Raw genomic sequence first — 24,221 nt, 5'->3', positions numbered from 1 at the left:
AGTCCAATTGGCGGGCGTGAAAAGGACGAACAATGAGAACTCTCCCTTCCATCCAACTTCTTTTGGTCATGGTTTCTGCAAGTCTCTTCCCTCAGTTTGCACAGGCTACAGTTGAAGCCGATGTTGCTGACAGCGTTGCGCCCGAGCTCGCAACAGGCAGTGTGATGCGAAAAAGCGTCAAAGGTGAACAATGGATGGTCGCTGCCGCAAACCCTCACGCGACTAAAGCCGGGGCTGCAATATTAAAAGCCGGTGGCAACGCCATTGATGCCATGGTTGCCGTCCAAACGGTTTTGGGTCTGGTTGAGCCACAAAGTTCAGGGATCGGTGGCGGTGCATTTTTGGTGTATTGGGACAATAAGGCTGAGGCACTGACTACGTTTGATGGACGTGAAACCGCCCCAATGGCCGCGACACCCACTCTGTTTCTCGATGGCAATGGCAAGCCACTGAAATTTTTTGACGCCGTGGTGGGAGGACGCTCTGTTGGTACGCCAGGCACGTTACGCTTAATGCATGACACCCACGCCCGTTTTGGTAACCTCTCATGGCGCGCGGTGTTAACGCCAGCGATCACCCTCGCAGAGCAAGGCTTTGAAGTGTCACCACGATTAGCGGGACTGATCGAAGGGGATGCAGACAGGCTGCGTCGCTATCCCTCCACTTACCAGTATTTCTTTGACGACAATGGTAACCCGCTCAGCATCGGCGATCGCCTTATCAACCAAGCCTATGCCGACACATTGAAACTCGTGGCGGAGGATATCGACCATTTCTATGAAGGCGTCATTGCTGACGACATTGTTGCCACGGTACAGCAAGCGGCAGGCAACCCTGGCGTGCTCAGCAAAAAAGACCTCGCCGACTATCGTATTGTAGAGCGAGAGCCCGTTTGTTCGCCGTACCATCAATACCGTATCTGTGGCATGGGGCCGCCAACATCAGGCGGCATCACTGTCGGCCAAATACTGGGAATTCTCAGTCACTTCCCATTAAAAGAGCTTGGCAAAGATAATCCAGAAAGCTGGCGTCTGTTTGGTGATGCCTCGCGACTGGCCTACGCCGATCGTGGACGATATATTGCAGACAGCGATTATGTTCCCGTCCCCGTTGAAGGCCTGCTCGATCCAGCGTATCTCGAAAGCCGCGCGGCACTCATACCAGAAAGCGGGGCACTGGAAACAGTAACACCCGGTCAGCCTCAATTTAGCCATGCCAATGTGACGCCAACATGGGCCGACGATGCATCTCTTGAGCTCCCTTCCACCAGCCATTTCTCCATTGTGGATAAAAATGGCAACATAGTTTCCATCACCACCACTATCGAGAACGGATTTGGCTCGCGCATAATGACGCGCGGCTTTCTGCTCAACAATGAACTCACCGACTTTTCGTTTAAGACGCATAAAGATGGTTATCCCATCGCTAACCGTGTAGAACCCGGCAAACGTCCACGCTCATCCATGGCACCAACGATTGTCATGCGTGATGGAAAACCGTATATGGCCGTTGGCTCACCAGGGGGCAGCCGAATCATAGGGTATGTCGCCAAAACCCTGATTGCCCATTTAGATTGGGGATTAGACATACAGTCCGCCATCGATTTGCCACACTTGGTAAACCGTTTCGGCACCTATGATATCGAAGCAGGTACAGATGCAGAGAGCTTTAAACCTGCACTGGAAAATATGGGTTTTGAGGTAAATGTCCGTGACTTAACCTCTGGGTTGCACGGTATTGTGGTGGATAGCGAATCATTGGAAGGTGGCGCCGACCCAAGGCGAGAAGGTTTAGTGATCGCGCAATAGATAGAGAACACAAGAGGACTTGAGAATGAGAAAAAATGTAATTTGGGTGATGCTGTCGTCGCTGCTAATCCTGGTTGCTGCGCCTAGCAAGGCAACAGGCTTTGGCGATTTGCTTAGTGAAGCGAACAAAGATGCCAGCAACTTACTCTCTGGCGTAAGCTCTCAAGTCGCGGACAATCCTTTGACTGAATTATTGTCAAAAGATCTTGCGGTTAATGATTCGCAAGCCGCTGGCGGTGCAGGTGCCATGCTAGCCATGGCCTATCAAGCACTCGGGGATTCGCAAGGTAATGAACTGCTGGAAAAAGTGCCGGGCATGGACTCCCTCACCAAAATGATCCCTGCTGGCCTAGGTAGCAACCTGTCCGACATTGCGTCGGTACAGAAGGTCTTCAACATGCTGGGGCTGGACCCTGAAATGGTGCAAAAATTTGCACCTGTTATTATCGATTACCTCACTGGTGAAGGTGCGAGCGAAGGGCTGACAAGTGCATTGTCGAGCCTGTGGGCACCAAAAACGCCTAGCGAATAAACGCGTTATTTCTACAACAAAAAGAGGTGGCCAAGGCCACCTCTTTTTTATGCGCGAAACCCGTGATTACATGGCTTCCAGTTTGGCGTATTGGGTCACCAACCATTTAATACCTTCACCATTGAAAGCAACTTGCACACGGCTTTGCTGACCGCTGCCTTCGAAGTTAATGATGGTACCTTCACCAAACTTAGGGTGCAGAACGCGCTGGCCCAAACTAAATCCAGTTTGATTGAAATTCTGTTGGGTCTGAGTTTGCGAAAATCGTCCTGTCGCCGCTGCTGGGCGAGAAACCTTGGCGCGCATCCGTACCTCTTCCAGACACTCTTCTGGCAGCTCACGGATAAAACGCGACGCTTTATGGAACATATCCTTGCCGTACACACGACGCATCTCAGCATGCGTGATATACAGCTTTTTCATCGCGCGGGTCATGCCTACATAGCAAAGACGACGTTCTTCTTCGAGACGTCCCGCTTCTTCGGCAGACATCTGACTCGGGAACATTCCCTCTTCCACGCCCACCATGAATACCATCGGGAATTCTAGACCTTTGGCACTGTGCAGCGTCATCAGTTGGACAGCATCATCAAACTCATCAGCCTGCCCTTCGCCCGCTTCCAATGCGGCATGCGAAAGGAATGCGGATAGCGGCGACATGGTGTCTTGTACCTCTTCCGGCACTTCAAACTGGCGAGTCGCTGTCACAAGCTCTTCCAAGTTGTCGATACGTGCTTGCGCTTTCTCGCCTTTCTCCGCTTCATACATCGCGCGAAGACCGGAGTTTTGAATCACGTAGTCAGTCTGTTGGAACAGTGCCATTTCGCGAGTGTCATCTTCCAATGCATTGACCAATTCGATAAATCGGCGCAAGGAGTTTGCCGCACGGCCGGCCAACACTTGCTCTTCAAGAAGCTGATTACTCGCTTCCCACATGGTCGCGCCACGGTCGCGCGCTGCCAAACGAATGGTTTCTAAGGTACGGTCACCAAGGCCACGGGTTGGCGTATTGACCACACGCTCGAATGCCGCATCGTCAAAACGGTTGGCCATCAAACGCAGGTATGCCAGCGCATCTTTAATTTCCTGACGTTCGAAGAATCGCATACCGCCATAAATACGGTATGGCAATCCCGCTTGAATAAGGGCTTCTTCCAGTACACGTGATTGGGCGTTGTTTCGGTAAAGCATGGCGGTGTCATTCAGCGCACCACCGTCGTCATGCCAGGCTTTAATTTTACCCACTACAAAACGCGCTTCGTCCAATTCATTGAACGCGCTATAAACCGAAATCAGCTCACCTTCATGACCGTCAGTCCAAAGACTCTTGCCCATACGTTCAGCGTTGTTTTCGATCAGGTGGTTAGACGCTTTTAGTATGTTGCCCGTTGAACGGTAGTTTTGCTCTAAGCGAATGGTTTGTGCGCCCGCAAAGTCTTCCAAAAAGCGGGAGATATTTTCAATCTTTGCACCACGCCAGCCGTAGATAGACTGATCGTCATCCCCCACAATCATCACGTTTGCTTTGGTACCCGCCATCATGCGCAGCCAAGCGTATTGGATGTTGTTGGTGTCCTGAAACTCGTCCACCAGAATATGCTGGAAGCGCGCCTGATAATGCTCACGAATGTGGGTTTTATCGCGCAGCAACTCATGGCAACGCAATAAAAGTTCAGCAAAATCGACCAAGCCTGCGCGATCACACGCCTCTTGGTAGGCGGCATACACACGCAGCCACGTTTTCTCTACCGGATCAAACTGGGCGTCGATGTGGTGAGGACGAAGACCTTCGTCTTTTTTGGCATTGATGTACCAAGACGCCTGACGCGCTGGCCAATGCTTTTCATCTAAATTTTGTGCTTTGATAAGACGACGAAGCAAACGCTGCTGATCGTCAGAATCGAGGATTTGGAAATCCTGAGGCAAGTTCGCATCCAAGTGGTGTGCGCGCAAAATACGGTGACACAATCCGTGGAAGGTACCACACCAAAGTCCCGATGCGGTGCCATGCATCAGTTGCTCAATACGACCACGCATTTCTGCTGCCGCTTTGTTGGTAAAGGTCACAGCCAAAACCGAAAACGGTGAAGCATGTTCAACTTGCATTAACCAAGCAATGCGATGAACCAGCACCCGTGTTTTACCACTTCCTGCGCCAGCAAGGACAAGGTAATTGCCAAGCTCAGCAGCCACGGCTTCGCGTTGTTTGTCGTTAAGACCGTCAATCAGGTGGGATACGTCCATCGTTCATTCACTGGTTATTTATACACTGGTTGAGGATTATATACCGAAACTCACCCAAGATGCAGGTTTCCGCACATTACGTGAGCACGGCTAACATTCCCTTTTCATTTTTTGTCTTGTTCAAACCGATGACACAACATCAATGGCCAACAAGCGTTGTGCACTAACGTAATAAAAAAAGACCCATCCGATTTATACATTTCAAAATCAACACGTTAATACCTTCAACTTCAAAGATTGACTTTTTATTGACTAAAAAATAACCCTAAAGGCGAAAGTTTTTAGTCGTGCGTCCTATCCTTTTAGGGGAGCGCGTTAATGAAGACTGCGCCGTATTACAACCAATTGAAAATCTTAAGGACATCCGTCCGAAGAGAGAGGATTGAACATGAAAAAGACAAATCTTGCTGTCGCTGCTGCCGTTACGAGTCTGCTCGCTGTAGGTGCAACCACGCTAACTGCAACCCCTGCTCAAGCGGCAGAAAAAGAAAAGTGCTACGGCGTCGTAAAAGCAGGTAAAAACGACTGTGCTACGTCGACCAGCTCATGTGCGGGTACATCTACAAAAGATGGTCAAAAAGACGCATTCGTTGTTGTTCCTAAAGGCATGTGTGATCGCCTCGTTGGTGGTTCATCGTCTTCATCTTAAGTTTGTAGGCGAGAGGAATCGGTATGGAAAGAGTTTCTCCTTGGGTTGGTGTTGGTCTTCGTCACCCTCATCACGACCACTTCATGAATCATTCCCCGGATATCGGATGGTTAGAAGTTCATAGTGAGAACTTTTTTCAGCCTGACTCTGAGGCGTTTCAGGCGTTGCACACCTTGCAGCGCCGTTACGCCATCAGTTGTCACGGCGTGGGGTTGTCATTAGGTTCGATTGATCCAATCAGCGTCCCCCATCTTGCAAAACTCAAGCACCTCGTGGATGCAGTCAATCCACTGTTTGTGTCCGAACACCTCAGTTGGAGTTCTGTTGATGGCAACTACTTCAATGATTTATTGCCCCTACCCTATACCGAAGAAGCCTTGGATGTATTTTGTCGAAATGTCGACATCACCCAAGACTACCTTAGCCGTCAGATATTGATCGAAAACCCCTCCAGCTACTTACGCTTTGAACACTCAACAATTACCGAGTGGGATTTTTTGGCAGACGTTGCCCGCCGCACTGGATGTGGACTGCTGTTGGACTTAAACAATGTGCATGTCAGTGCGTTCAATCATGGCTTCAACACCGACGAATACCTGGCAGCCATCAATCCAGAGTGGGTTCAGGAAATTCATTTAGCCGGCTTTGTTGTTAACCCGTTGCCAGAAGGCGAAATCTGGATTGATACGCACAGCCAACCCGTTTCCGACCCTGTTTGGGCCTTATACGAAAAGTGGATTACAGAAAATGGCCCGCGTCATACCTTGATCGAATGGGACAGGGATATTCCGACTCCCGACGTCTTACTCGCCGAAGCGGCTAAGGCTGACAAAATATTGAAGACCGTGACTCAACCTTCACTGAAGGGGGTTGCGATATGAGTGCACCCGATCTTGCCAAGTTGCAGCGTCAATTTAGTGAAGCACTTCATTACCAAGGCTACTCACTCCCTGTCGCTGAAGGATTGGCGGATGTAGACGCGTTAATACAGGTTTACCGAAATAACTTTGTCATGACGCTAAGCGAATGCCTCGAAACCGCTTATCCAACGGTACATGCTTTGGTGGGCTGCGAATGTTTCGAGGCACTGGCAAGGCACCATGTGCTCGCAACCCCGATGACATCAGCTTGTGCTGACCAATATGGCGAAGGGTTTGACCGCACCATCTCTGCAATTCCGAACATCATAGATGCTGTGCCTTATCTGGCAGACGTTGCGACTTTGGAGTGGCGACTCCAACAGGTCAATCATGCACCTTTGACGGTAAGTGTGTTCCCGTTGCTCGCCCTGCAACAGCTTCGTCCGGACCAATTTGAGCATGTTCGGTTGTCTGTCTCTGCTTCGGTGTCGGTAATGACAAGTGCTTACCCCGTCAGTGCTATTTGGCAGGCGATATCTCATCGCGACGATGATGCACTCGCAGCCATCGATATGACGCAATGCGAAGGCATATTGCTGCAAAAAACTGAGGAAGGCATTGAAATACACCCAATCGAGCAAGGCGAAGCCAAACTTATCGAGGCATGCCGGGACTATGAGATGGGGTTAATAGATCCCCCTCTGCTTTCACATCTGGCTGCAGTCATGCAACGAGGTGTTTTTACCGATTTTACGCTCGTTCACCATCAATAAGAAAAAGGATGAGGCATATGATTGCTGTGATTAACAAACTGGATGAACTCTTTGAAGCGGCACTGAAGCCTCTTACGCCTATCTTGCTGCTGGTAAGTCGCCTTTGGGTTGCTTGGGTGTTTTTTAACGCGGGTCAGACAAAAATTGCGAGCTGGGATAGCACCTTGTTTCTGTTTGAATACGAGTATCAAGTTCCCGTCATACCTTGGGAGATGGCGGCCTATTTAGGAACAGCAACCGAGCTGATCGTGCCTGTTTTCTTGGCATTGGGTTTGCTCACTCGTCCTGCGGCATTTGTCCTGTTCTTTTTCAACATCATCGCAGTGGTGTCCTACCCTGCACTTTGGGATAAAGGCTTTTTCGACCATCAAATGTGGGGCGTTATGCTGCTGGTAACTGTCATCATGGGGCCCGGCTTGCTGGCGGTGGATAACTGGCTCAAGAATCGCGGGTAAGCGAAAGAAGCTCCCCGATGTGAGAGATTTCTACATCAGGCAAAATGGAAGCATGCCGCTGCGCTGTCAGCGGCTTTTTTGTGCCGTTAAACCAACACGCCTTATAGCCTGCAAGTTTGGCACCGCGAACGTCCGATTTTAAGTGATCGCCAACATGCAAAATCTTGTCCGCAGACAGCCCCAAAGCTTGCTTTGCTTTGGTAAACAGCGCACCAGCAGGTTTTGCAGCCCCATCAGGCCCCGCCGCCAAAACGCACTGGAAATACGAAGACAAACCCAGCCTTTCGCTGTCGACATTGCCGTTGGTGATCGCAATAAGCGGATAGTCATTCGCTAATACCGCCAAAGCATCGAATGCCTCTTGGGGCACCGTAAAGTTACTGCGCTCATGCAGGAAAAAAGCCACTGCTTCATCGGCAAACTGTTTGGCCTTGATGCTTTCCATTCCGCAACGACTTGCCGCCAGTGTGATTTGTGCGCGGCGGATCTCGGTCACAAAGCCCACCAGGCGCGCGTCTCGCTCTATCACTTCCTTTCGCATCACCTGCCATGCTGCCCAGTCAAAAACCGACATGTCAGGACAGTGCTCACCCAGCCAGTCCAGCAACAACTGCTCGGCCCGTATGATCACCGAGCGGTTGTCATACAAGGTGTCATCCAAATCAAATGTCATTGCCTGAACAGGCTGCCAACGGCGGTAAAACTTCATATGTGCCTCTTAGTCCGATTTTCGCTTGCGCGCTCGAGGGTGCGCAGCATCATAGACTTTGGCTAAATGTTGGAAGTCGAGGTGGGTATAGACCTGCGTGGTCGACAAATCCGCATGCCCCAACAACTCTTGTACTGCACGTAAATCACCTGATGATTCCAGCATGTGCGTAGCAAAACTGTGACGCAATTTGTGCGGATTAATATGGCTGTTTACGGCCTGCTTTTGTCCCCATTCTGCCATACGCTTTTGTACGCTTCTTGGGGAGATTCGACTGCCTAATTTGGAAATAAACAGTGCGTCTTCTGGCCCTTTCAGGAGCTGGTTTCGCACTTTCAGCCAATTCATCAGCCACTCTTTTGCCATACCGGTAAACGGGACAATTCGTTCTTTATCCCCCTTACCAATGACACGTAGATCGCCTTTTCGAAGTGCCACGTCTCGCATGTTCAAGCCGATAAGCTCTGACAAACGCAACCCTGCGCCGTACATGAGTTCCATCATGGCCCGATCACGCACCGCTAGCGGGTCATCGGCATCCACTGACAGCAGTTGATTGATTTCATCGACATCAAGGTTCTTGGGTAATGTGCGGCCTTGCTTGGGCGCCGCAACCCCTTTTGCAGGGTTAGCCCCCATGGCACCGTCGGCGACCATAAAATCGAAAAAACTACGAAGCGCGGAGAGGCGAAGCGCAATGCTGCCTGGCTTTAGTTTGTCGCGTTTCGCTTGTGCGGCGATTTGACGTACCCAGGCAGCATCAACATCCTGCCATTTGGTGACGCCCAGTTTGAGAAGGTAATCTGCACTGGCCGTGAGCTGATGACGATAATTTAGCTCTGTGTGTCGGCTGAGGCCTCTTTCGCGGATCATGTAATCAAAAAAACGAGAAAGCGGCTTTTCCATGGCGGAAGGCAGGCTCATTACTCGGCCTGCCATTTGGTCAGCAAAATGCCGATGTGCTCAGCGATTTGCTCAACAAAGAGGGTATCCATACTCGGTTGAAAATGTCCGCCATCTCGGCTGGCAAACGAAAGAAAGCCCAAGTCTTTTTGCTGACTGACAGGTACCAATGCATAAGAGCCTAACTCGGGTGCCTGACTGATAAAATGCTCACCATCAGTTTTGCGAAGACGGCCAAGGTAGATACGCTGGCCGCAAAAATGTGCCGCTTTGACAGCATCCACGCTTTTACGGTTCAGCGCATGATGGCCAGTCTCGTATAACCTCAAGCTGACATTAAGATTAAGCGATGCTGCCAGCTCTCTCAGAGCTTTATGAATGTCTTCTTCGCGATTGGCTGCAAACAGCGCGCGGTGCGCCTCAGCAAAGGCGCGAAACAACCTTTCATTACCCGCGGCAATACTCATCAATTGCGTAATGTCTTCTTCCAGATTGGCGACACGCTCACGCAGTCGCCCCAGTTGAATTTCCACCAGCGAAATCGCACCTCGCTCCGTATGTGGAATGCGCAATTGCTCCGCCATCTCAGGTCGGCGAATAAAAAAATCTGGATTGTCTTTAAGGTAACTCACCACTGCATCATCAGACAGTGCCTGAACCAGCGGTCTATCGAGCTTAGAAAGCTCCGTCATACTGTAATTTGTCCATCGTAAACATGGGAAGCAGGACCCGACATATAAAGCGGGTGGCCTTGTCCTCGCCATCGAATGTGAAGCGTTCCACCGGGCAAGTGCACTTTGACTGACTCATCAAGTAGCCCCTGCGCGATGCCTATCGCAACAGCAGCACATGCGCCACTGCCACACGCTTGCGTTTCTCCTGCGCCGCGCTCATACACACGAAGACGAATTTCATTGCGGGAAACAACCTGCATAAAACCTGCATTCACGCGCTCAGGGAACCGCTCGTGGGATTCGACCAATGGGCCTAACGTTTCCACGTCAGCTGTGTCGACGTTGTCTACCACCGTCACACAGTGCGGGTTGCCCATACTCACAGCCCCGACAAACAGGGTGCGGTCATCCACACGTAAAATATAGGTTTTTTCTTCAGTGTTTGCGCGGAAAGGGATCTTAGATGGGGCCCAGATCGGTTCGCCCATATTCACCGTCACCGAGTCTTCGCTTTCCACTTTCAATACCATTTTGCCCGCTTTGGTGCTGACCTGAATCGAATGCTTGTTGGTCAACCCTTTCATACGCACAAAACGTGCAAAGCAGCGCGCGCCATTGCCGCACTGTTCCACTTCGCTGCTGTCAGCGTTAAAAATACGGTAGTGAAAATCACTTTCTGGATCGTACGGAGGCTCAACCACCAATAGCTGGTCAAACCCTACACCGGTGTTTCGATCCGCCAAACGGCGGATCATTTCCGGAGAGAAATACGCATTCTGGGTCACGCAGTCAACGACCATAAAATCATTGCCTAGCCCATGCATTTTGGAAAACTGTATCTGCATCCGGATCCTTTATTCAGGCAAAACCTGCTCTAACTGCCACAGCGAAGCCAGTGGCTCGCGCTGACGTACAATGTGCGCCTCGCCACCATCCACCATCACTTCTGCTGCACGGCAACGTGTATTGTAGTTTGACGACATCACAAAGCCGTATGCGCCTGACGAGCGAACCGCTAAGACATCACCCGCTTCTAGTACTAAGGCGCGGTCTTTACCCAGATAGTCACCCGTTTCACAAACAGGGCCGACCAAATCATAGGTTTTCGCTTCACCTTCTCGCGGTTTCACAGGCACGATTTCCTGCCACGCTTGATAAAGAGAAGGACGCAACAAATCATTCATGGCGGCATCAATGATCGCGAAGTTTTTCTCTTCATTGTGCTTGAGGTATTCAACCGTGGTCAGCAACACACCCGCATTCGCAGCAATCGCGCGACCTGGTTCAAACACCAGTTCAATGTCGGCATGGTTTTCTAAGCGATCAAGCAAGGCTTTCGCATATTCAGATGGCTGGGGCGGTTTCTCTTCGTGGTAGGTCACGCCGAGACCACCACCCACATCAAGGTGAGTAATATCGATACCATCTTCACGCAGCGCATCAATCAATGCCAACAGACGGTCAGTTGATTCAATAAACGGTGTGATATCTGTCAGCTGAGAGCCGATGTGGCAGTCGATGCCTTGAACATGTAGGTGAGGCAAACTGTCGGCATAGCGATAAACATCACGCGCACGATCAAAGGCAATACCAAATTTGTTTTCTTTCAAGCCCGTCGAAATGTACGGGTGCGTTTTCGCATCCACATCCGGGTTGATGCGCAGACTGACAGGGGCCACTTTACCCAGTTCACCAGCCACTTGATTCAACCGATCTAGTTCTGCTTCAGATTCGACATTGAAACATTTAATGTCGAGCTCCAAAGCACGCGCCATTTCAGGCGCAGTTTTGCCAACGCCAGAAAACACCACTTTCGCGGGATCACCGCCTGCGGCCAACACACGCTCCAATTCACCTTGAGACACGATGTCAAAGCCCGAGCCCAGACGCGCCAGCACGTTTAATACGCCCAAGTTGCTGTTTGCCTTCACGGCGTAGCAAATCAGATGCGGATGGTCGCCAACAGCCTTATCGAAAGCATGCCAATGGCGCTCTAACGTGGCACGAGAATACACATAAAGTGGCGTGCCATAAGTGTCTGCCAATTGTGCCAGCGGTAGGTCCTCTGCCCACAATTGTCCGTCATTCTGATAGTTAAAATAGTCCAACGTTGTCCTTCCCTGTCCTTTTCTCTACTGCTGAGCGGGATCCTGCGCTTGCGTGTCGTGCGCCGTTTCCGTTTGCGCAGGCGCAGTATTTTGCGCAGGCGCGTCTTCCGGAAAATAAAGTGGGCCTTGTTGGCCACAAGCTGACAGCAATACAGTGGCTGACAACACAGCAAGTTTTAGGGTCGTTCGCATCTTCAGTGCCTGTTATTCAAGAGTGAATACGTTTTATAACTGCCCTTTATCCCAAGGTAATTTATAAAGCGTGTTTTGGGGCGTACCCCGTGACCTGAATATGCTCGAATTCAGGTAGCTTGGGTATATAATCGCATCAACACACTGAAAAGCAATAGGACGGAATGTAATGAACACAAGCCAATACCATGAACTGGTGGATGCAGAGTGGATGGCCATCGAAGAAGGCATTGATGAAAGCGGTGCAGATATCGATTACGAAACCAATGGTAATGTACTCACACTGGAATTCGAAAATCGCAGCCAAATCATTATTAACCGTCAGGAGCCTATGTCTGAGATCTGGCTAGCGTCAAAATCAGGCGGCTTCCATTTTGCTTACACTGACGGCAAATGGCTGTGCAGCAAGACCGGCACGGAATTTATGGCGATGGTAAAAGAAGAGTGCAGTAAACACGCTGGCGAAGCTGTCGACTGGTAAGTTCAGGCATCTTTATCGCTGACAAGTGACCTTCCTTGTCAGCGAATATCGAGAGAGATTAGCGCGATGCAATCTGGGCGGCATCCGTACGCGTTTCTGTGGTACGTTGCCACTGGCGGTCGCTCTTGTATGGAATGACTTGTGCACGACCGTCAGCTTGATAAACGATGTCATAAAACTGCGGTAAGTTGAAGTTCACAGCCTGTCCGCTAAAGCTGGTTTTATCTTGCGGCGCGGTATAGAAACGGTTGACGCCCTGTACCATCTCTTCTTTATCACCGCTGCACTGGCGATACACTTCCACGCGGTTGTTCTCATCCAGCACATAAATATTAAAGCCCTGCTCACAGTCTTCGAAGAAGAACTGAATGAGACCTTCACTGGCATATGCATCAACCACTTCTGGTGGATGGACTTCACCGTCTTTATCCAACACGACAATCGGCGAGCCATTGATCTTATTGGTAGAAATAGAGCGATAGAAATCGACTGAGTTTTCCAGTTTCTGAACGGAGACACCGCGGCGTTCGAAGAACAAACCAAAGGTTTGATCTGCTACTCGAATCGCTTTGAAGCGACGACGCTTCTCTTGATCAATCGGCTTCAGACGCATATCAATACACTCTGCAACCAACTGATAAACCAGATTTCGAATTAGGCCACGCATCTTGCCGGCGTAGCAGAATACATCCACTGACTCAGGCGGGATCGCATCTTGGTGCATCTTACCCAATAGGGTTTTCAATACATCCAGCATTGCGTTCTCACCCTTGAAGTTCAGGGTGCGCACTTCGTTCCAGCTGTTGCGATAGACTAAATCTACACTGCCAACCAAACACTGCTGTTCAGGGCCATAGCTGAAAATGTCGGTGTTTTTGAAATCAAAACGCACTGCAGGCTGCTTCAGCTCATTCGTGGGATCTTGTTCAAGGTTAATGAACAGTGCCAACTTACGAATTTCACATGGACTCGACAATGCTTGCAGCGACGGTTGAGGGCGACGTACCGAGAAGGTATTACGCATATCACTGACCAACTGATACAGCTTGTCGATATCTACGTTACTCGCCTTCACCACCGAATTGAGACAGGTTGATTCTGTCAGCATGCCGTTGAAATACGCCCATGCCACGAGCTTAGAGAGATAACGGTTATGTTCAAGCGGCGCACGGCCAATAATGTCGACAGGTTTTAAAGACTGTTTATAGAGATACCAACCCGGCGGATTACTACGTCCCTCTGGGACCTGAATAAAACTCAGGTTTGGCTCGTGCAGATCTGGCGATAATTGAGGGTTAAGCAACGTAACTTTGCCTGGTAAAACCTCAAAAGCAGCATAAAGCTTACGCGCCAAAATACTGATGTCTTCAGGGCTAATCGCCGACGTAATGTCATTGCGACGCGCAAAACGGATCAGGTTGCGATAGCTCAACATAAGGGCTTCTAACAGCTCATTATGCGCTTCTTTAACCTCTTCTACCTTCCAGTTCCGACGGTTATCCAGACGCGCAATATCATCTTGCGTCCAGCCCCATTCACGGGTCAAAACACACAGTACTTCACGACGCCATGGCACTGAGCCCGGTCCCGGTTCACGTGTCAGTTTTTCGTGAGTTTTGAGGTAGAAACAGCGACGTACCAGATCCAGACGACGATGGTCATCGATACGCTCTAGGTATCGCGTCACCTTTTCCAGCATCAGGTAATATGCGTCAGATTGGTACACATCCAACATGCCAGAGTAAAAACGGCGTTTACCGTCCACACTTAAAAGTTGTGTGCCAGGGTATTCCCAAGAATACGCCTCCAACAAAATGGCTTTCAACACCGACTTATAAGGGGAGTCGATACTCTTATAAAGCTGCCACAAGCTAGAGCCAAAATACTCTTCCGCAGGGATAGACGGCAGACCACCGAAATCCACATAGTCATCGCGGTTGATTGCACCGCTAGCGATCATCTCGCCAACGTATTCTTCGTAACACCCTTCCATTTCAGGAGGAACGAGATACCAAAGCAATTGCTGACCCGCCAAGTGCACGGCAGATCGGTAGAACTCATCCAACAGCAGGTAGTGTTGGGTTGAGCCGCAGTTGTCAGAAGTCATCTCTTGCGCCAAGTTCTGACGGAAGCGTTGCTCACACATAACGAAGAAGTTCACTTCCACGCCCTGTGTCATCGCCCAATCTGAGATCAGTGAACACTTCGCATCCAACATGCTACGTTCTTCTTCGCTTACCCACTGCTGCACACACACCCAGATATCAAGATCACTGGTCAGGCTTTGCCCCATAGACGCTGTACTGCCCATAGAGAACAGTCCCTTAATAGGAAAAGCTTGAGAAACAGGTTTCTCGGGTACCGCTGAGTTTAGTGCTAGCGCACAGTCGTTAACGAAGTCTTGTTGGATATCACAGAGGGAAAAATCAGAAATGCCATGAACGACACTACGTTCAAGGTAACCAGGAATAGCAGGATGATTAAAGTGCAGCAATACAGGCAATACGTTAAAAATATTAACTGCCTGAGAGTGCATAGCGCTTCTGGCGCGCTCCAATCTCACACGATTGAAGTCATTAAGACGCTCTAATTGCTGATCAACATAGTTTTGCAAGATAAACATCCAAAGTTGCCGACATCCTAGTCAACGTAACGGGTCCGGTTTTAATACAACCAAAGAGCCCATGGATAAAAACGTGATCAATCTAACAGTTTTTCTGCGGAGCGTAAAGCGACCAAGGTCTCTATATTATCGCTTCACATCGCTCACTATATGACCAAAACTGTGAGGGACACAACGCTTTATCTCAAATTTGATTCAATAAACAGTGAACCAAGCAGGGTTATGTCCCCTGACAAGACCCAAAATATTTGATCTCCATCACACTAGCTTAGACTAAGTCGTTTAACTTCGCACGATTTAAGCAAGTTATTAGCTTCTATTATCAAGCAATAACAAGCGGTGATAAGATTTGCGTAAGCAAATTAAATGGACGCTACTATGAATTCAACACCCGTTCGCATCGCGACACGCCAAAGCCCACTGGCATTGTGGCAGGCAGAATATGTAAAACATGCCCTTGAAACGACGCATCCAGGACTGGTTGTAGAATTGGTACCAATGGTCACCAAAGGCGACATTATTTTGGATACACCGCTGGCAAAAGTTGGCGGTAAGGGCTTGTTCGTCAAAGAGCTGGAGCAAGCCATGTTGGACGGTCGCGCTGATATCGCCGTGCACTCAATGAAAGACGTACCAGTAGAATTCCCTGAAGGCTTGGGACTGGTTACCATTTGTGAACGTGAAGACCCACGAGATGCTTTCGTGTCAAACCACCATGAAAGTCTCAGTGCTTTGCCACACGGTGCCGTTGTCGGCACGTCAAGTTTGCGTCGTCAATGTCAGGTTCGCGCGATGCGTCCAGATTTGGTGGTTAAAGATTTACGCGGCAACGTCGGAACCCGCCTTGGTAAACTCGATAACGGTGAATACGACGCGATCATTCTTGCTGCTGCAGGCTTGAAGCGTCTTGGCCTTCACGACCGTATCCGCAATGAAATCGAACCAGAAGAAATTTTGCCTGCCGTGGGCCAGGGTGCCGTCGGCATCGAGTGTCGATTGGACGACACCCGTGTTCGCGCACTTCTTGAGCCACTGTCTGACGCAAATACGACCTATCGAGTACTGTGTGAACGTGCCATGAACAATCGCCTGATGGGCGGCTGTCAGGTACCTATTGGTAGCTACTCAGAAATTCATGGTGACCAAATACACTTGCGCGCCCTTGTCGGTGAGCCAGATGGCAGCAAAATCATTAGCGGCGAAGTAACTGGTCCACTGGAGAAAGCGGAAGAATTAGGGACAGGTCTGGCAGAACAACTGCTGGATGACGGCGCACGCGTTATTCTGGAAACCCTGTATCAGGACGAAATATGACCGTCCTAGTCGTTCGCCCTTCACCTGCGTGTGAAGCATTGGTTGAACAGCTAAACCTCTCAGGAGTAAAGGCGCTTCCCGCGCCTTTACTGTCCTTTACTCCTGGTGATGACCTTCCCAAACTCAGCCAAACCTTATGTGACTTACCCTCAGGCAGCGTAGTCATTGCGGTAAGCCCCAGATCTATCGAATATGCCGCTGACACATTGATGGCGAACAACCAGCAATGGCGAAGCGATCTGCATTATGTCGCTGTTGGTGCAAAAACCGCATCTGTCTGGAAGTCCCGCGCGAATATAGAAGCAATACAGCCCCGCACAGAAGACAGCGAAGGCATGTTGGAGCTGCCATTATTTAGCAACGTAAACGGGCTGAATGTCGTCATTCTGAGGGGAAATGGCGGGCGGGCGCTTCTTGGGAATTCCTTGGCAAAAAACGGTGCGCAAGTGCGCTATTTTGAGGCCTATCAACGACACTGGGATGACAAGTGCTTATCATCCCAAATCGAGCAATGGCACAAGGCGAATGTTAACACTGTCGTATTCACCAGCGGAGAGCAGCTTGCCTTGATGTATCAATCATTCTCAACCCGTGACCAGCATTGGTTGCGAGAATGCCATATACTGGTGCCTAGCAAACGGATTTACAATCAAGCAATTGAGCTTGGTTTCAACGCTATTAGTTGCGTAAGCAGCCCTTCAAATGCAGTGCTGTTTAACGCGTTATGCGAGATGAACAACTCGGGATAATCGGATGACAGACAACAATAAGACTTCGGGCACAGACAAAAACGCTTCAGTGCCAGCATCCTCTACCGGCAAGGAAACGCCAGCTTCTGCAAAAAAAGCCAGCAATTCCCCTGCGAACACGTCTAATGCGTCGACTGACAAAGCCGCTTCTACAAACAACGCAGCGTCAGCCGCGAAAACCGAACAAGCACCAACAACGGACGCTAAACCTGCTGATAATAAAAAAGGCGGGAACAAATTAGCGACCGTCGCAATTGTGTTGGTCATCGCTCTCGGTGCCGGTCTCTACTATCACGGCCACCAGCAAGCACAACAAACGAACGCACAGCTTGCCGCCATGAACAATCAAGTTACCGAATTGAAGCAAGCTCTGACAAACAGTGAAGAGAAAACACAAGCTGCAGTTCAAAAAGCCACACAAGACACCCAAGTCCTCATTGCGCAGCAAGACAAAACCATCAACAGTCTTCAAAAGGCATTGGCCGACATGAAAGGCCGTCGCCCGAACGACTGGCTACTCGCAGAAGCAGAGTATTTGGTGAATCAGGCGGGTCGCCAATTGTGGCTAGAGCATGACGTGCTCACGGCAACGACCTTGATGGAAACTGCTGACCAACGTATTGCAGAGCTGAATGACCCGTCGCTGACCCCGATTCGCCAAGCAATGGCGAAAGATATTCAACAACTGAAAGCGATTAAGCGTATTGATGTCGATGGCATTGTTCTGCGCCTGACCAGTCTGCAACAAGAAGTCGATAAACTTCCTCTGGCCAATGCCATCATGCCGGAAGCGCAAGAACTGACACCTGAAACTGTCTCTAGCAATGTGGATGACTGGCAGCAAAACCTCAAAGCTTCCTTGAATGACTTTGTCGGCCAATTCATTACCTATCGTAAACGCGATGGCAACGTGATCCCATTACTGACGCCGGCACAAACCTTCTATTTGCAAGAAAACCTGAAAGCCAAGCTGGATCAAGCAATGACAGCGGTATACCGCGGCAATGGTCGCCTGTACGCGGAGTCTTTGAAAACGGCGACAGAGTGGGCTGAGCGTTTTTATAATCAAGACGCGAAAATCACCGAGAGCTTTGTCAGCACCTTGAACTATCTCAGCAAGCAAACCATTGATGTTAGCTACCCCGATGCGCTAAACAGTCAGCAACTGGTCAGCGACATGCTGGCTGAGAGATTACGCCGTGACCTAGCACCGCTACCAACAGAGGAGGCGAGCCAATGATCAAAATTCTTCTGCTGGTCATCGCTCTGATAGCAGGTATCGTTGTCGGCCCTGAATTGGCTGGAAATCAAGGTTACGTGCTGATCTCAGCCGCCAACCAAACCATTGAGATGAGCCTGACAACACTGATCATTTTGGTCGTGTTCGCGTTTGGTGCGTTTTTCTTATTGGAAGCCATCATTCGTAAGCTGTTTTCCCTATCAAGTTCAACCCGTGGCTGGTTTAGTGGCAGAAAGAACAAAAAAGCACGCGAATTGACCAATAACGGCATGTTGAAATTACTGGAAGGTGATTGGAAGCAAGCGGAGAAATTGGTCGTCAAAGGTGCGTCTAACAGCGATGCTCCCCTGCTGAACTATTTGGCCGCCGCGGAAGCTGCGCAAAGCCGTGGGGATGTCGATAACCGCGATAAATATCTGCAACAAGCAAACGATGTGGGTTCTGACAGCCTTGCAACGGCACTGACCCGTGCAAAACTTCAATATCGACAAGGTCAATACGAGGAAGCACTGGCTAGCCTTCAGGGGTTGGTTGATGCAAATCCTCGCAATACTGTGCTGCTTGTTTTGTTGAAAGACACTTATCTCCAGCTTCAGGACTGGCAAGCACTGATTCGCCTGCTGCCGTCACTGAAACGCGCAAAAGCGATCAGCGATGCGGATGCCAACAAGTTAGAGCAAAAAGCAGAATGCGGCGTAATGGCGCACATCGCCTCTCAAAAAGGTAGCGATGGTCTGCTGGCACACTGGAATGGGCTGTCCCGTGCAGCGCGCCAGCAAACGCCCTTGATCGCCTGCTTGGTCAAGCAACTGATCACGCGTCAGGCAGATTCAGAGGCTTATGTCATTTTGCGTGAAAATCTGAAGAAGAACCCGGATGAAAAACTGATCGGCTTACTGCCTGAGCTTAATCTGCCGGATTACCATCCTGCCATTCTTAAACTTCAGGATCTGCTGAGATATAACGAAAACAATCCCATCACGCACAGTGCGTTAGGTCAGCTGTATTTTCGTGAAGGCAAATGGGATGAAGCTCGCCAACACTTCGAAAAAGCACTGGATGTCAGAGCGGATGTCACCGACTACGCATGGCTTGTCGATACGTTGGAAAAACTTAACGATTCAGGCACAGCAAACAGCCTTTCTCGCGAAGCGTTGAAGCTTGCACTGCCTCACAAAGACTGAAACATTTCAGGATCAAAAAACGCCTTTCGGGGCGTTTTTTTGTGCGTATTCACAGACAAGGCGCCCAGATACAAAGCAATATGTTTCAACCTGTTAATAATGATTAACTGCTATTTACAGGCGGTTGTTAAGACAAAGTAGCTGTTATCAAATAGGGACGTAACAAAAAATAATTTCTAACACCCTTTATAAGTGAGCCCGCTCTATCATGGATATGTTACCTTGGATCATCGTGTCAGGTCTGTTGGTATCGGTAGTTACCGGTCTACTGACAGTTCTGCTGGTTAAAGGTATGGAGTAATCCAACCCTAACCCTGACGCCTCCTTATCGGAGGCGTTTTTGTTTTAGAGCCGGAATCTATGGTAGGAAATTAGTCTTTTAAAGGAATGGGCTTACACAGCACTTTCTTGGTATTCGCGACACGAGCGCATTTTCGGCAAACGTACTCCGACTTTTTTACGAGCTTTAGTAAATCGTCCAAGCCATTTTCAATCTCTTTGGTTTTCCATTCACACAGGGTCTTTGCCACACCAAAGCTCCTCGCGTTTTTAAAACGGCTTAACGCATCGCTGCTTTGACATAAACGTCAAAGCGATTCTTCTTGGTTTCTATCTGAGCTGACGGTGTCTTACCTGCCAAAAACTCTGCGTAATCAGGTCGTTTGACAACAACACGCTTACTGGCCAGTGCATATGCAGGTTCAAACAAACCGTCCGCATCTAAATCGGCCCCAACCAAAGATTGGAAAACCCGCATTTCTTTTTTTACCAATGCCGATTTTTTCTTGTGTGGATACATTGGGTCAAGATACACCACATCAGGGCGAGCCACTTCCCCGTCGTCGACAAGCTTAGCCAGCGCATCATGGCTAGACGCATGCACCATAGACATACGCTCGCTGACCCAGTGGCCAATTTCCGGATCAAGCTTCGCTCTTTCCAAGCCATCATCCAACAAAGCCGCTACCACAGGGTTGCGCTCGACCATCTGAACCCGACAGCCTAGTGACGCCAAAACAAACGCATCTCGGCCAAGGCCTGCGGTTGCATCCAGCACCGACGGTGTCGCACCTTTATTAAGTCCTACCGCTTTCGCAATGGATTGGCCTTTTCCGCCGCCAAACTTACGACGATGGCCAACCGCCCCGCCAATGAGATCGACATAAACCGCACCGAGCTTTGGCTCATCTCGCTTACGTAGCTCCAATTGGGAATCGGTTAATACCAACGCAAAGGTTGCATTTTCATCATGGGTGAGACCCCAACGGTCAGCAAGGGCCGCAAGGGTGGCTGCGCGTGAGGGCGCTTCGCAGGTTAAAGCAATCTGCACCTGAGTTCTCCAGTACGATATTCCCGCCGAGTATAACCCCAAACATCATGAAGAGGCATATTTCGACGAGAACAGCGACACGAAAAGCTCAAACGGCGAGTATGGCGTTACACATGTCTTGCTGCTGGCGTATGTTCCTCCGTAGAACGTATCGACGTTTCCATCACAAGCTGGTCCATGGGTTTGGGCATACTGAAGTGATAACCCTGAGCATAATCTACGCCCAGTGTTTTTAACCGCTGAAGAATGGCATCATTTTCCACAAACTCAGCCACTGTCTTCTTGCCCATTTGGGTAGCAAGTTCGTGAATCGCTCTTACCATGACAAAGTCCGTTTCATCTTCGGCAATGTCACGCACAAATTGACCATCAATTTTGATGATGTCGACTGGCAAACGCTTGAGGTAACCAAACGAGGAAAGCCCTGACCCAAAATCATCGAGTGCAATGGTACAACCCAGTTTTTTCAATTGCGTAAACAGATCGATGGCATCGGTAAGGTTACCAATAGCCGCGGTTTCCGTGATTTCTAGACAGACCCGATCGCTTGGGATAATACTCGAGCGCAGCGCATTAATGAGGAAATGAATAAAACCCTGATCACTCATTGAACGGCCAGATAAGTTCACTGACACCATGGCAATATCGTCAATGTATTTTGGGTTTGAGGCAAACCAACCCAGCGTTTTTTCAATCACACGCTTATCAATAAGATGCGCCATGTTGTATCGCTCTGCCGCCGAAATAAATTGCCCCGGCGCAACGTACTCTCCAGACGGCTCTCGCATTCTCACCAAAACCTCAAAGTACAGCTTCTCTTCAGCCAACGGTGAAACTTTCACGATTGGCTGTGCATAAACTTCAATGCGGTCTTCTGCGAGTGCTTGGTGGATTTTGTTCACGAACGCCATTTCTCTCTCGTGACGTCGAAGCTCCTGATCTTCTGGTCGATAGAAATGCACACGGCTTCTGCCATCGTGTTTTGCCGCGTAACAGGCGGTATCTGCCTGAGCGTGAACTTGTTGAGGCGAACCCGCGGTATGATCAAGCATACGTACACCGACAGAGCAGCCCAACGCCAGACGCGCGTTATTCCAATAAAAATCGAGCCCACTGAGTGCTTCAAGGATTTGATAGCCTTGCTTTAACGCTGCCTGTTCGTTGCAGTTGTAACAAATCACCGCGAACTCATCGCCCCCTAAACGCGCGAGTGTTGCACTTTCTGGCAACAGACTCTTAAGCACTTGTGCAGTCTGCTTCAATGCTTCATCACCTGCTTCGTGGCCGACGGTATCGTTAATGACACGGAACTGGTCCAAATCGATATAGAACATGGCATGCACCAGCCCCATCTCATTGGTCTCACGCAGCGCATCCGCTAAGCACATTTCAAAATAATTGCGGTTTCTGAGCCCTGTTAAGAAGTCATGCTGGGCCTGATAACGAAGCTGCTGTTCCATACGGCGGTTTTCGGTGATGTCTTCACCCACGAGCAGCAACTGGGATTGGACCTGCGTGGATCGCACACTTTCGCGAATCCAGCGTACCTGTCCATCACTGGTACGATAACGAATTTCCCGCCGCAAGATATCTGTGCTGTCTTTTTTCTTACTCGTAAGCAGGCTTCTTGGCGGTGGACTGTTGTCGGCATAAAAATCGGTGACCTTATGCCCCAGAATATGACGTTTTGAGAAACCAAGCAGCTCAGATGCGCATTGATTTACGGACTGAATCCGCGACTGCTGGTCAATCGTTAGCAACATTACGGGCTGCTGCTCGTAGAGCATTCGGTATTCCACTTCGCTGCGCTGAAGTTTTTGCTCGGCCAATTTTCGCTGACTGATATCTCTCGCTTCAAAGAGGATCTGCGCATCCGCATGGCTATGCTCAGGCAAGGCCTTAATGGCCACATCTAAGATTATTTCACGTTGCTGATCAGACAAAAGGCAGGCTTCAAAACGACTGGTCTGCCCCTCTATCAAAGATTCCACATGGAGCTTAAGGCGATCGGCACTCAGCCAATCAGACCACCGCCATAATGGCAGAGCAGACTTTGCCATTGCATCGGGGAACAATCGTTGGAACGCTCCATTGGCCGATACCACGCGACCATGATAATCAAGCAGCGCAATGTACTGATGACTTTGGTCAAACACGCCTTTAAACAAAGCGCGGCTTTGCGCTAATGCCCGTTCACTGAGTTTTTGCTTGCTAAGATGCTTACCCAAAACGGCGATGATAAACACACTGACGGCCAATACGGCTAAACTGCTGTTCACCGCCGTTCGGTTCGCGTCCCAAAATGATGGCGGCCTATCGGTAACCACGGCATTCGGGTGTGCTGACAAATTCACGCCCCATTTTTTTGCAGCATCAAAACCAAACATGGTGCGATTTGCATCCATAACTACCGGCGGCATGGAAGCGGAAAGTGATTCTCTCAAGAGCCTTGCTTGTACGCTACCGTGATGCTGCCCATCAACCATAACCCCACCTACCACGCCATATGGCAGCATAAAGCTACTGGCACCGTAAATCGGTACAACCGCCTTGCTGGTGAGGGCGGTTAGCAGGTCGCCGTGTTCCATAAAAGCACCACTGGCATCTTTGAAATAAGAAACGAACAACACCACATCACCCGCTTCTAACGCCGCAACCTGGTCAATCAACTCATCAAATAACAAGCTATGCAGCCTTTTTATTTCAACGTGTTCATCCTTGTCAGTCGCCAGCTGCTCTTGAATTGATGCCCAATACTGCTTACTTGAAAAGCTGTCATCCAACACGATCCAGACCCGTTCTACATCCGGCTGCGCTTCTTTAATCAGTGCGATATTGTCTGAGATGTCTATCGCCTCATTTACCCCAGTAAGATTAGGTGCAGCGTGTAATAAGCTATACGTCGATGTGTTCAAACCAGAAAAGATGACGGGCGTGTCGCCTATCTCATCCGCCAATTGGCTGACGAGCCACAATGCCGCATTATCTGTCGTTAAAATGGCATCATAGTGATGATTGGTTAAACGTGTTTTATAAAGACTTTTGAGATCTTCCAAGTAGCCTTTCGTTTGCACACGCTTGGTATCTAAGTAAGTGTGTTCAACCGTAATATCATAGCTTTGAGTGCCAGACTCTATTCCTTGAACAAGGGATTTAGTCCAAAAAAAATCAGGATGGTAGGAGTGAATAGCAAGAACCTGACTCGACGCTATCACTGCGCCGCTTTTCAGTGTTATAAAAATGAAGACTAACCACTTAATGACTTGGCGCATAAGACTATAATTTTAGGGTTCTTTTTTATATTGAAGAGAGCTTACACCGTATTGGCTAAATCGTAATTAGGTCAAGTTTCATGCACGGAAAATGCGGTTAACATGGAGTTTAGTGAATTTA

The 24,221-nt window shown here is 49.5% G+C and carries 22 protein-coding genes; 11 read left to right on the top strand and 11 right to left on the bottom strand.

Translation table 11 applies throughout. The features are described from left to right. Nucleotides 1–32 precede the first annotated feature (32 nt). Both ggt and LRP49_RS20455 read left to right on the top strand, forming a co-directional pair. On the top strand, nucleotides 33–1,808 hold the full coding sequence (gene ggt, locus LRP49_RS20460) for a gamma-glutamyltransferase (RefSeq protein WP_420791643.1): 1,776 nt from the start codon (nucleotides 33–35) through the stop codon (nucleotides 1,806–1,808). 25 nt (nucleotides 1,809–1,833) lie between these two features. Next, nucleotides 1,834–2,340, top strand: a complete 507-nt coding sequence (locus tag LRP49_RS20455) for a DUF2780 domain-containing protein (RefSeq protein ID WP_274144488.1) — start codon at nucleotides 1,834–1,836, stop codon at nucleotides 2,338–2,340. Between the two features lie 66 nt (nucleotides 2,341–2,406). On the opposite strand, the gene uvrD is transcribed toward LRP49_RS20455, so the two are convergent. After that, nucleotides 2,407–4,584, bottom strand: a complete 2,178-nt coding sequence (gene uvrD / locus LRP49_RS20450) for a DNA helicase II (RefSeq protein ID WP_274144486.1) — start codon at nucleotides 4,582–4,584, stop codon at nucleotides 2,407–2,409. A gap of 388 nt (nucleotides 4,585–4,972) precedes the next feature. Between uvrD and LRP49_RS20445 the strand changes: the two genes are divergently transcribed. Genes LRP49_RS20445 through LRP49_RS20430 form a run of 4 tightly spaced genes read left to right on the top strand, consistent with a single transcriptional unit; the run spans nucleotide 4,973 to nucleotide 7,321 of the window. Next, a complete protein-coding gene (locus LRP49_RS20445) occupies nucleotides 4,973–5,233 on the top strand; it encodes a BufA1 family periplasmic bufferin-type metallophore (protein WP_274144485.1) in 261 nt (86 codons plus the stop codon). Between the two features lie 23 nt (nucleotides 5,234–5,256). After that, entirely contained in the window at nucleotides 5,257–6,114 is an 858-nt protein-coding gene (gene bufB, locus LRP49_RS20440) for an MNIO family bufferin maturase (RefSeq protein WP_274144483.1), read from the top strand. Beyond that, nucleotides 6,111–6,866, top strand: coding sequence for an HvfC/BufC N-terminal domain-containing protein (locus LRP49_RS20435; RefSeq protein ID WP_274144482.1), 756 nt, complete (start codon nucleotides 6,111–6,113; stop codon nucleotides 6,864–6,866). The genes bufB and LRP49_RS20435 overlap by 4 nt, the downstream gene beginning before the upstream one ends. A gap of 17 nt (nucleotides 6,867–6,883) precedes the next feature. Then, entirely contained in the window at nucleotides 6,884–7,321 is a 438-nt protein-coding gene (locus LRP49_RS20430) for a DoxX family protein (RefSeq protein WP_274144480.1), read from the top strand. Here the strand turns inward: LRP49_RS20430 and LRP49_RS20425 are convergent. The 6 genes from LRP49_RS20425 to lptM are packed head-to-tail and all read right to left on the bottom strand — an operon-like array spanning nucleotide 7,305 to nucleotide 11,907. Then, nucleotides 7,305–8,030: an HAD-IA family hydrolase gene (locus LRP49_RS20425; RefSeq protein WP_274144479.1), complete on the bottom strand. Its 726-nt coding sequence runs from the start codon at nucleotides 8,028–8,030 to the stop codon at nucleotides 7,305–7,307. The two genes, LRP49_RS20430 and LRP49_RS20425, sit on opposite strands and share 17 nt — an antisense overlap. A 9-nt stretch (nucleotides 8,031–8,039) precedes the next feature. Then, nucleotides 8,040–8,954, bottom strand: coding sequence for a tyrosine recombinase XerC (gene xerC / locus LRP49_RS20420; protein WP_274144477.1), 915 nt, complete (start codon nucleotides 8,952–8,954; stop codon nucleotides 8,040–8,042). Beyond that, a complete protein-coding gene (locus tag LRP49_RS20415) occupies nucleotides 8,954–9,625 on the bottom strand; it encodes a DUF484 family protein (protein WP_274144474.1) in 672 nt (223 codons plus the stop codon). The genes xerC and LRP49_RS20415 overlap by 1 nt, the downstream gene beginning before the upstream one ends. Then, a complete protein-coding gene (dapF, locus tag LRP49_RS20410; RefSeq protein ID WP_274144472.1) occupies nucleotides 9,622–10,452 on the bottom strand; it encodes a diaminopimelate epimerase in 831 nt (276 codons plus the stop codon). The genes LRP49_RS20415 and dapF overlap by 4 nt, the downstream gene beginning before the upstream one ends. Before the next feature lie 9 nt (nucleotides 10,453–10,461). Further along, a complete protein-coding gene (gene lysA, locus LRP49_RS20405; RefSeq protein WP_274144470.1) occupies nucleotides 10,462–11,715 on the bottom strand; it encodes a diaminopimelate decarboxylase in 1,254 nt (417 codons plus the stop codon). Nucleotides 11,716–11,739: 24 nt separating this feature from the next. Next, a complete protein-coding gene (gene lptM / locus LRP49_RS20400; RefSeq protein WP_274144468.1) occupies nucleotides 11,740–11,907 on the bottom strand; it encodes an LPS translocon maturation chaperone LptM in 168 nt (55 codons plus the stop codon). Nucleotides 11,908–12,076: 169 nt separating this feature from the next. On the opposite strand from lptM, the gene cyaY reads away from it, so the two are divergent. Continuing rightward, complete coding sequence (gene cyaY, locus LRP49_RS20395) at nucleotides 12,077–12,388, top strand: iron donor protein CyaY (RefSeq protein ID WP_274144466.1); 312 nt, start codon at nucleotides 12,077–12,079, stop codon at nucleotides 12,386–12,388. Nucleotides 12,389–12,446: 58 nt separating this feature from the next. Here the strand turns inward: cyaY and LRP49_RS20390 are convergent, their stop codons facing one another. After that, nucleotides 12,447–15,002, bottom strand: coding sequence for a class I adenylate cyclase (locus tag LRP49_RS20390; protein ID WP_476397345.1), 2,556 nt, complete (start codon nucleotides 15,000–15,002; stop codon nucleotides 12,447–12,449). Between the two features lie 387 nt (nucleotides 15,003–15,389). Here LRP49_RS20390 and hemC point away from each other — a divergent pair, with 387 nt between their 5' ends. From hemC to LRP49_RS20370, 4 genes are read left to right on the top strand one after another with little or no spacing between them, the layout of a single operon-like run. Beyond that, entirely contained in the window at nucleotides 15,390–16,325 is a 936-nt protein-coding gene (gene hemC, locus LRP49_RS20385) for a hydroxymethylbilane synthase (RefSeq protein ID WP_274144463.1), read from the top strand. Then, nucleotides 16,322–17,074 carry a uroporphyrinogen-III synthase gene (locus LRP49_RS20380; RefSeq protein ID WP_274144461.1) on the top strand — a complete coding sequence of 251 codons (753 nt, stop codon included), beginning with the start codon at nucleotides 16,322–16,324 and terminating at the stop codon, nucleotides 17,072–17,074. Before hemC ends, LRP49_RS20380 begins: the two co-directional genes overlap by 4 nt. A 4-nt stretch (nucleotides 17,075–17,078) precedes the next feature. Continuing rightward, nucleotides 17,079–18,314: a uroporphyrinogen-III C-methyltransferase gene (locus LRP49_RS20375; protein WP_274144460.1), complete on the top strand. Its 1,236-nt coding sequence runs from the start codon at nucleotides 17,079–17,081 to the stop codon at nucleotides 18,312–18,314. After that, the gene (locus tag LRP49_RS20370) at nucleotides 18,311–19,498 is read left to right on the top strand and encodes a heme biosynthesis protein HemY (protein WP_274144458.1); all 1,188 of its coding nucleotides are present in this window, start codon (nucleotides 18,311–18,313) and stop codon (nucleotides 19,496–19,498) included. The genes LRP49_RS20375 and LRP49_RS20370 overlap by 4 nt, the downstream gene beginning before the upstream one ends. 371 nt (nucleotides 19,499–19,869) lie before the next feature. On the opposite strand, the gene LRP49_RS20365 is transcribed toward LRP49_RS20370, so the two are convergent. From LRP49_RS20365 to LRP49_RS20355, 3 genes are all read right to left on the bottom strand, one after another. Then, complete coding sequence (locus LRP49_RS20365; protein ID WP_274144456.1) at nucleotides 19,870–20,028, bottom strand: hypothetical protein; 159 nt, start codon at nucleotides 20,026–20,028, stop codon at nucleotides 19,870–19,872. 29 nt (nucleotides 20,029–20,057) lie between these two features. After that, nucleotides 20,058–20,828 carry a class I SAM-dependent methyltransferase gene (locus LRP49_RS20360; protein WP_274144454.1) on the bottom strand — a complete coding sequence of 257 codons (771 nt, stop codon included), beginning with the start codon at nucleotides 20,826–20,828 and terminating at the stop codon, nucleotides 20,058–20,060. 107 nt (nucleotides 20,829–20,935) lie between these two features. Then, nucleotides 20,936–24,100 carry an ABC transporter substrate binding protein gene (locus LRP49_RS20355; RefSeq protein ID WP_274144452.1) on the bottom strand — a complete coding sequence of 1,055 codons (3,165 nt, stop codon included), beginning with the start codon at nucleotides 24,098–24,100 and terminating at the stop codon, nucleotides 20,936–20,938. Nucleotides 24,101–24,221 lie beyond the last annotated feature (121 nt).

This window comes from Enterovibrio qingdaonensis (assembly GCF_028683135.1).
Lineage (GTDB): Bacteria > Pseudomonadota > Gammaproteobacteria > Enterobacterales > Vibrionaceae > Enterovibrio > Enterovibrio qingdaonensis.
The sequence above is the reverse complement of the archived record's forward strand: the minus strand, read 5'-3'. Positions and strand labels throughout refer to the sequence as shown.

Excerpts from the sequence above, each read along its gene's own strand:
- lptM (WP_274144468.1), bottom strand. The coding sequence starts at position 11,907 with ATGCGAACGACCCTAAAACTTGCTGTGTTGTCAGCCACTGTATTGCTG.
- dapF (WP_274144472.1), bottom strand. The coding sequence starts at position 10,452 with ATGCAGATACAGTTTTCCAAAATGCATGGGCTAGGCAATGATTTTATG.
- LRP49_RS20425 (WP_274144479.1), bottom strand. The coding sequence starts at position 8,030 with ATGAAGTTTTACCGCCGTTGGCAGCCTGTTCAGGCAATGACATTTGAT.
- ggt (WP_420791643.1), top strand. The coding sequence starts at position 33 with ATGAGAACTCTCCCTTCCATCCAACTTCTTTTGGTCATGGTTTCTGCA.
- LRP49_RS20415 (WP_274144474.1), bottom strand. The coding sequence starts at position 9,625 with ATGACGGAGCTTTCTAAGCTCGATAGACCGCTGGTTCAGGCACTGTCT.
- cyaY (WP_274144466.1), top strand. The coding sequence starts at position 12,077 with ATGAACACAAGCCAATACCATGAACTGGTGGATGCAGAGTGGATGGCC.
- LRP49_RS20455 (WP_274144488.1), top strand. The coding sequence starts at position 1,834 with ATGAGAAAAAATGTAATTTGGGTGATGCTGTCGTCGCTGCTAATCCTG.
- xerC (WP_274144477.1), bottom strand. The coding sequence starts at position 8,954 with ATGAGCCTGCCTTCCGCCATGGAAAAGCCGCTTTCTCGTTTTTTTGAT.
- LRP49_RS20445 (WP_274144485.1), top strand. The coding sequence starts at position 4,973 with ATGAAAAAGACAAATCTTGCTGTCGCTGCTGCCGTTACGAGTCTGCTC.
- LRP49_RS20435 (WP_274144482.1), top strand. The coding sequence starts at position 6,111 with ATGAGTGCACCCGATCTTGCCAAGTTGCAGCGTCAATTTAGTGAAGCA.
- LRP49_RS20375 (WP_274144460.1), top strand. The coding sequence starts at position 17,079 with ATGACAGACAACAATAAGACTTCGGGCACAGACAAAAACGCTTCAGTG.
- bufB (WP_274144483.1), top strand. The coding sequence starts at position 5,257 with ATGGAAAGAGTTTCTCCTTGGGTTGGTGTTGGTCTTCGTCACCCTCAT.
- hemC (WP_274144463.1), top strand. The coding sequence starts at position 15,390 with ATGAATTCAACACCCGTTCGCATCGCGACACGCCAAAGCCCACTGGCA.
- LRP49_RS20370 (WP_274144458.1), top strand. The coding sequence starts at position 18,311 with ATGATCAAAATTCTTCTGCTGGTCATCGCTCTGATAGCAGGTATCGTT.
- LRP49_RS20355 (WP_274144452.1), bottom strand. The coding sequence starts at position 24,100 with ATGCGCCAAGTCATTAAGTGGTTAGTCTTCATTTTTATAACACTGAAA.
- LRP49_RS20380 (WP_274144461.1), top strand. The coding sequence starts at position 16,322 with ATGACCGTCCTAGTCGTTCGCCCTTCACCTGCGTGTGAAGCATTGGTT.
- uvrD (WP_274144486.1), bottom strand. The coding sequence starts at position 4,584 with ATGGACGTATCCCACCTGATTGACGGTCTTAACGACAAACAACGCGAA.
- LRP49_RS20430 (WP_274144480.1), top strand. The coding sequence starts at position 6,884 with ATGATTGCTGTGATTAACAAACTGGATGAACTCTTTGAAGCGGCACTG.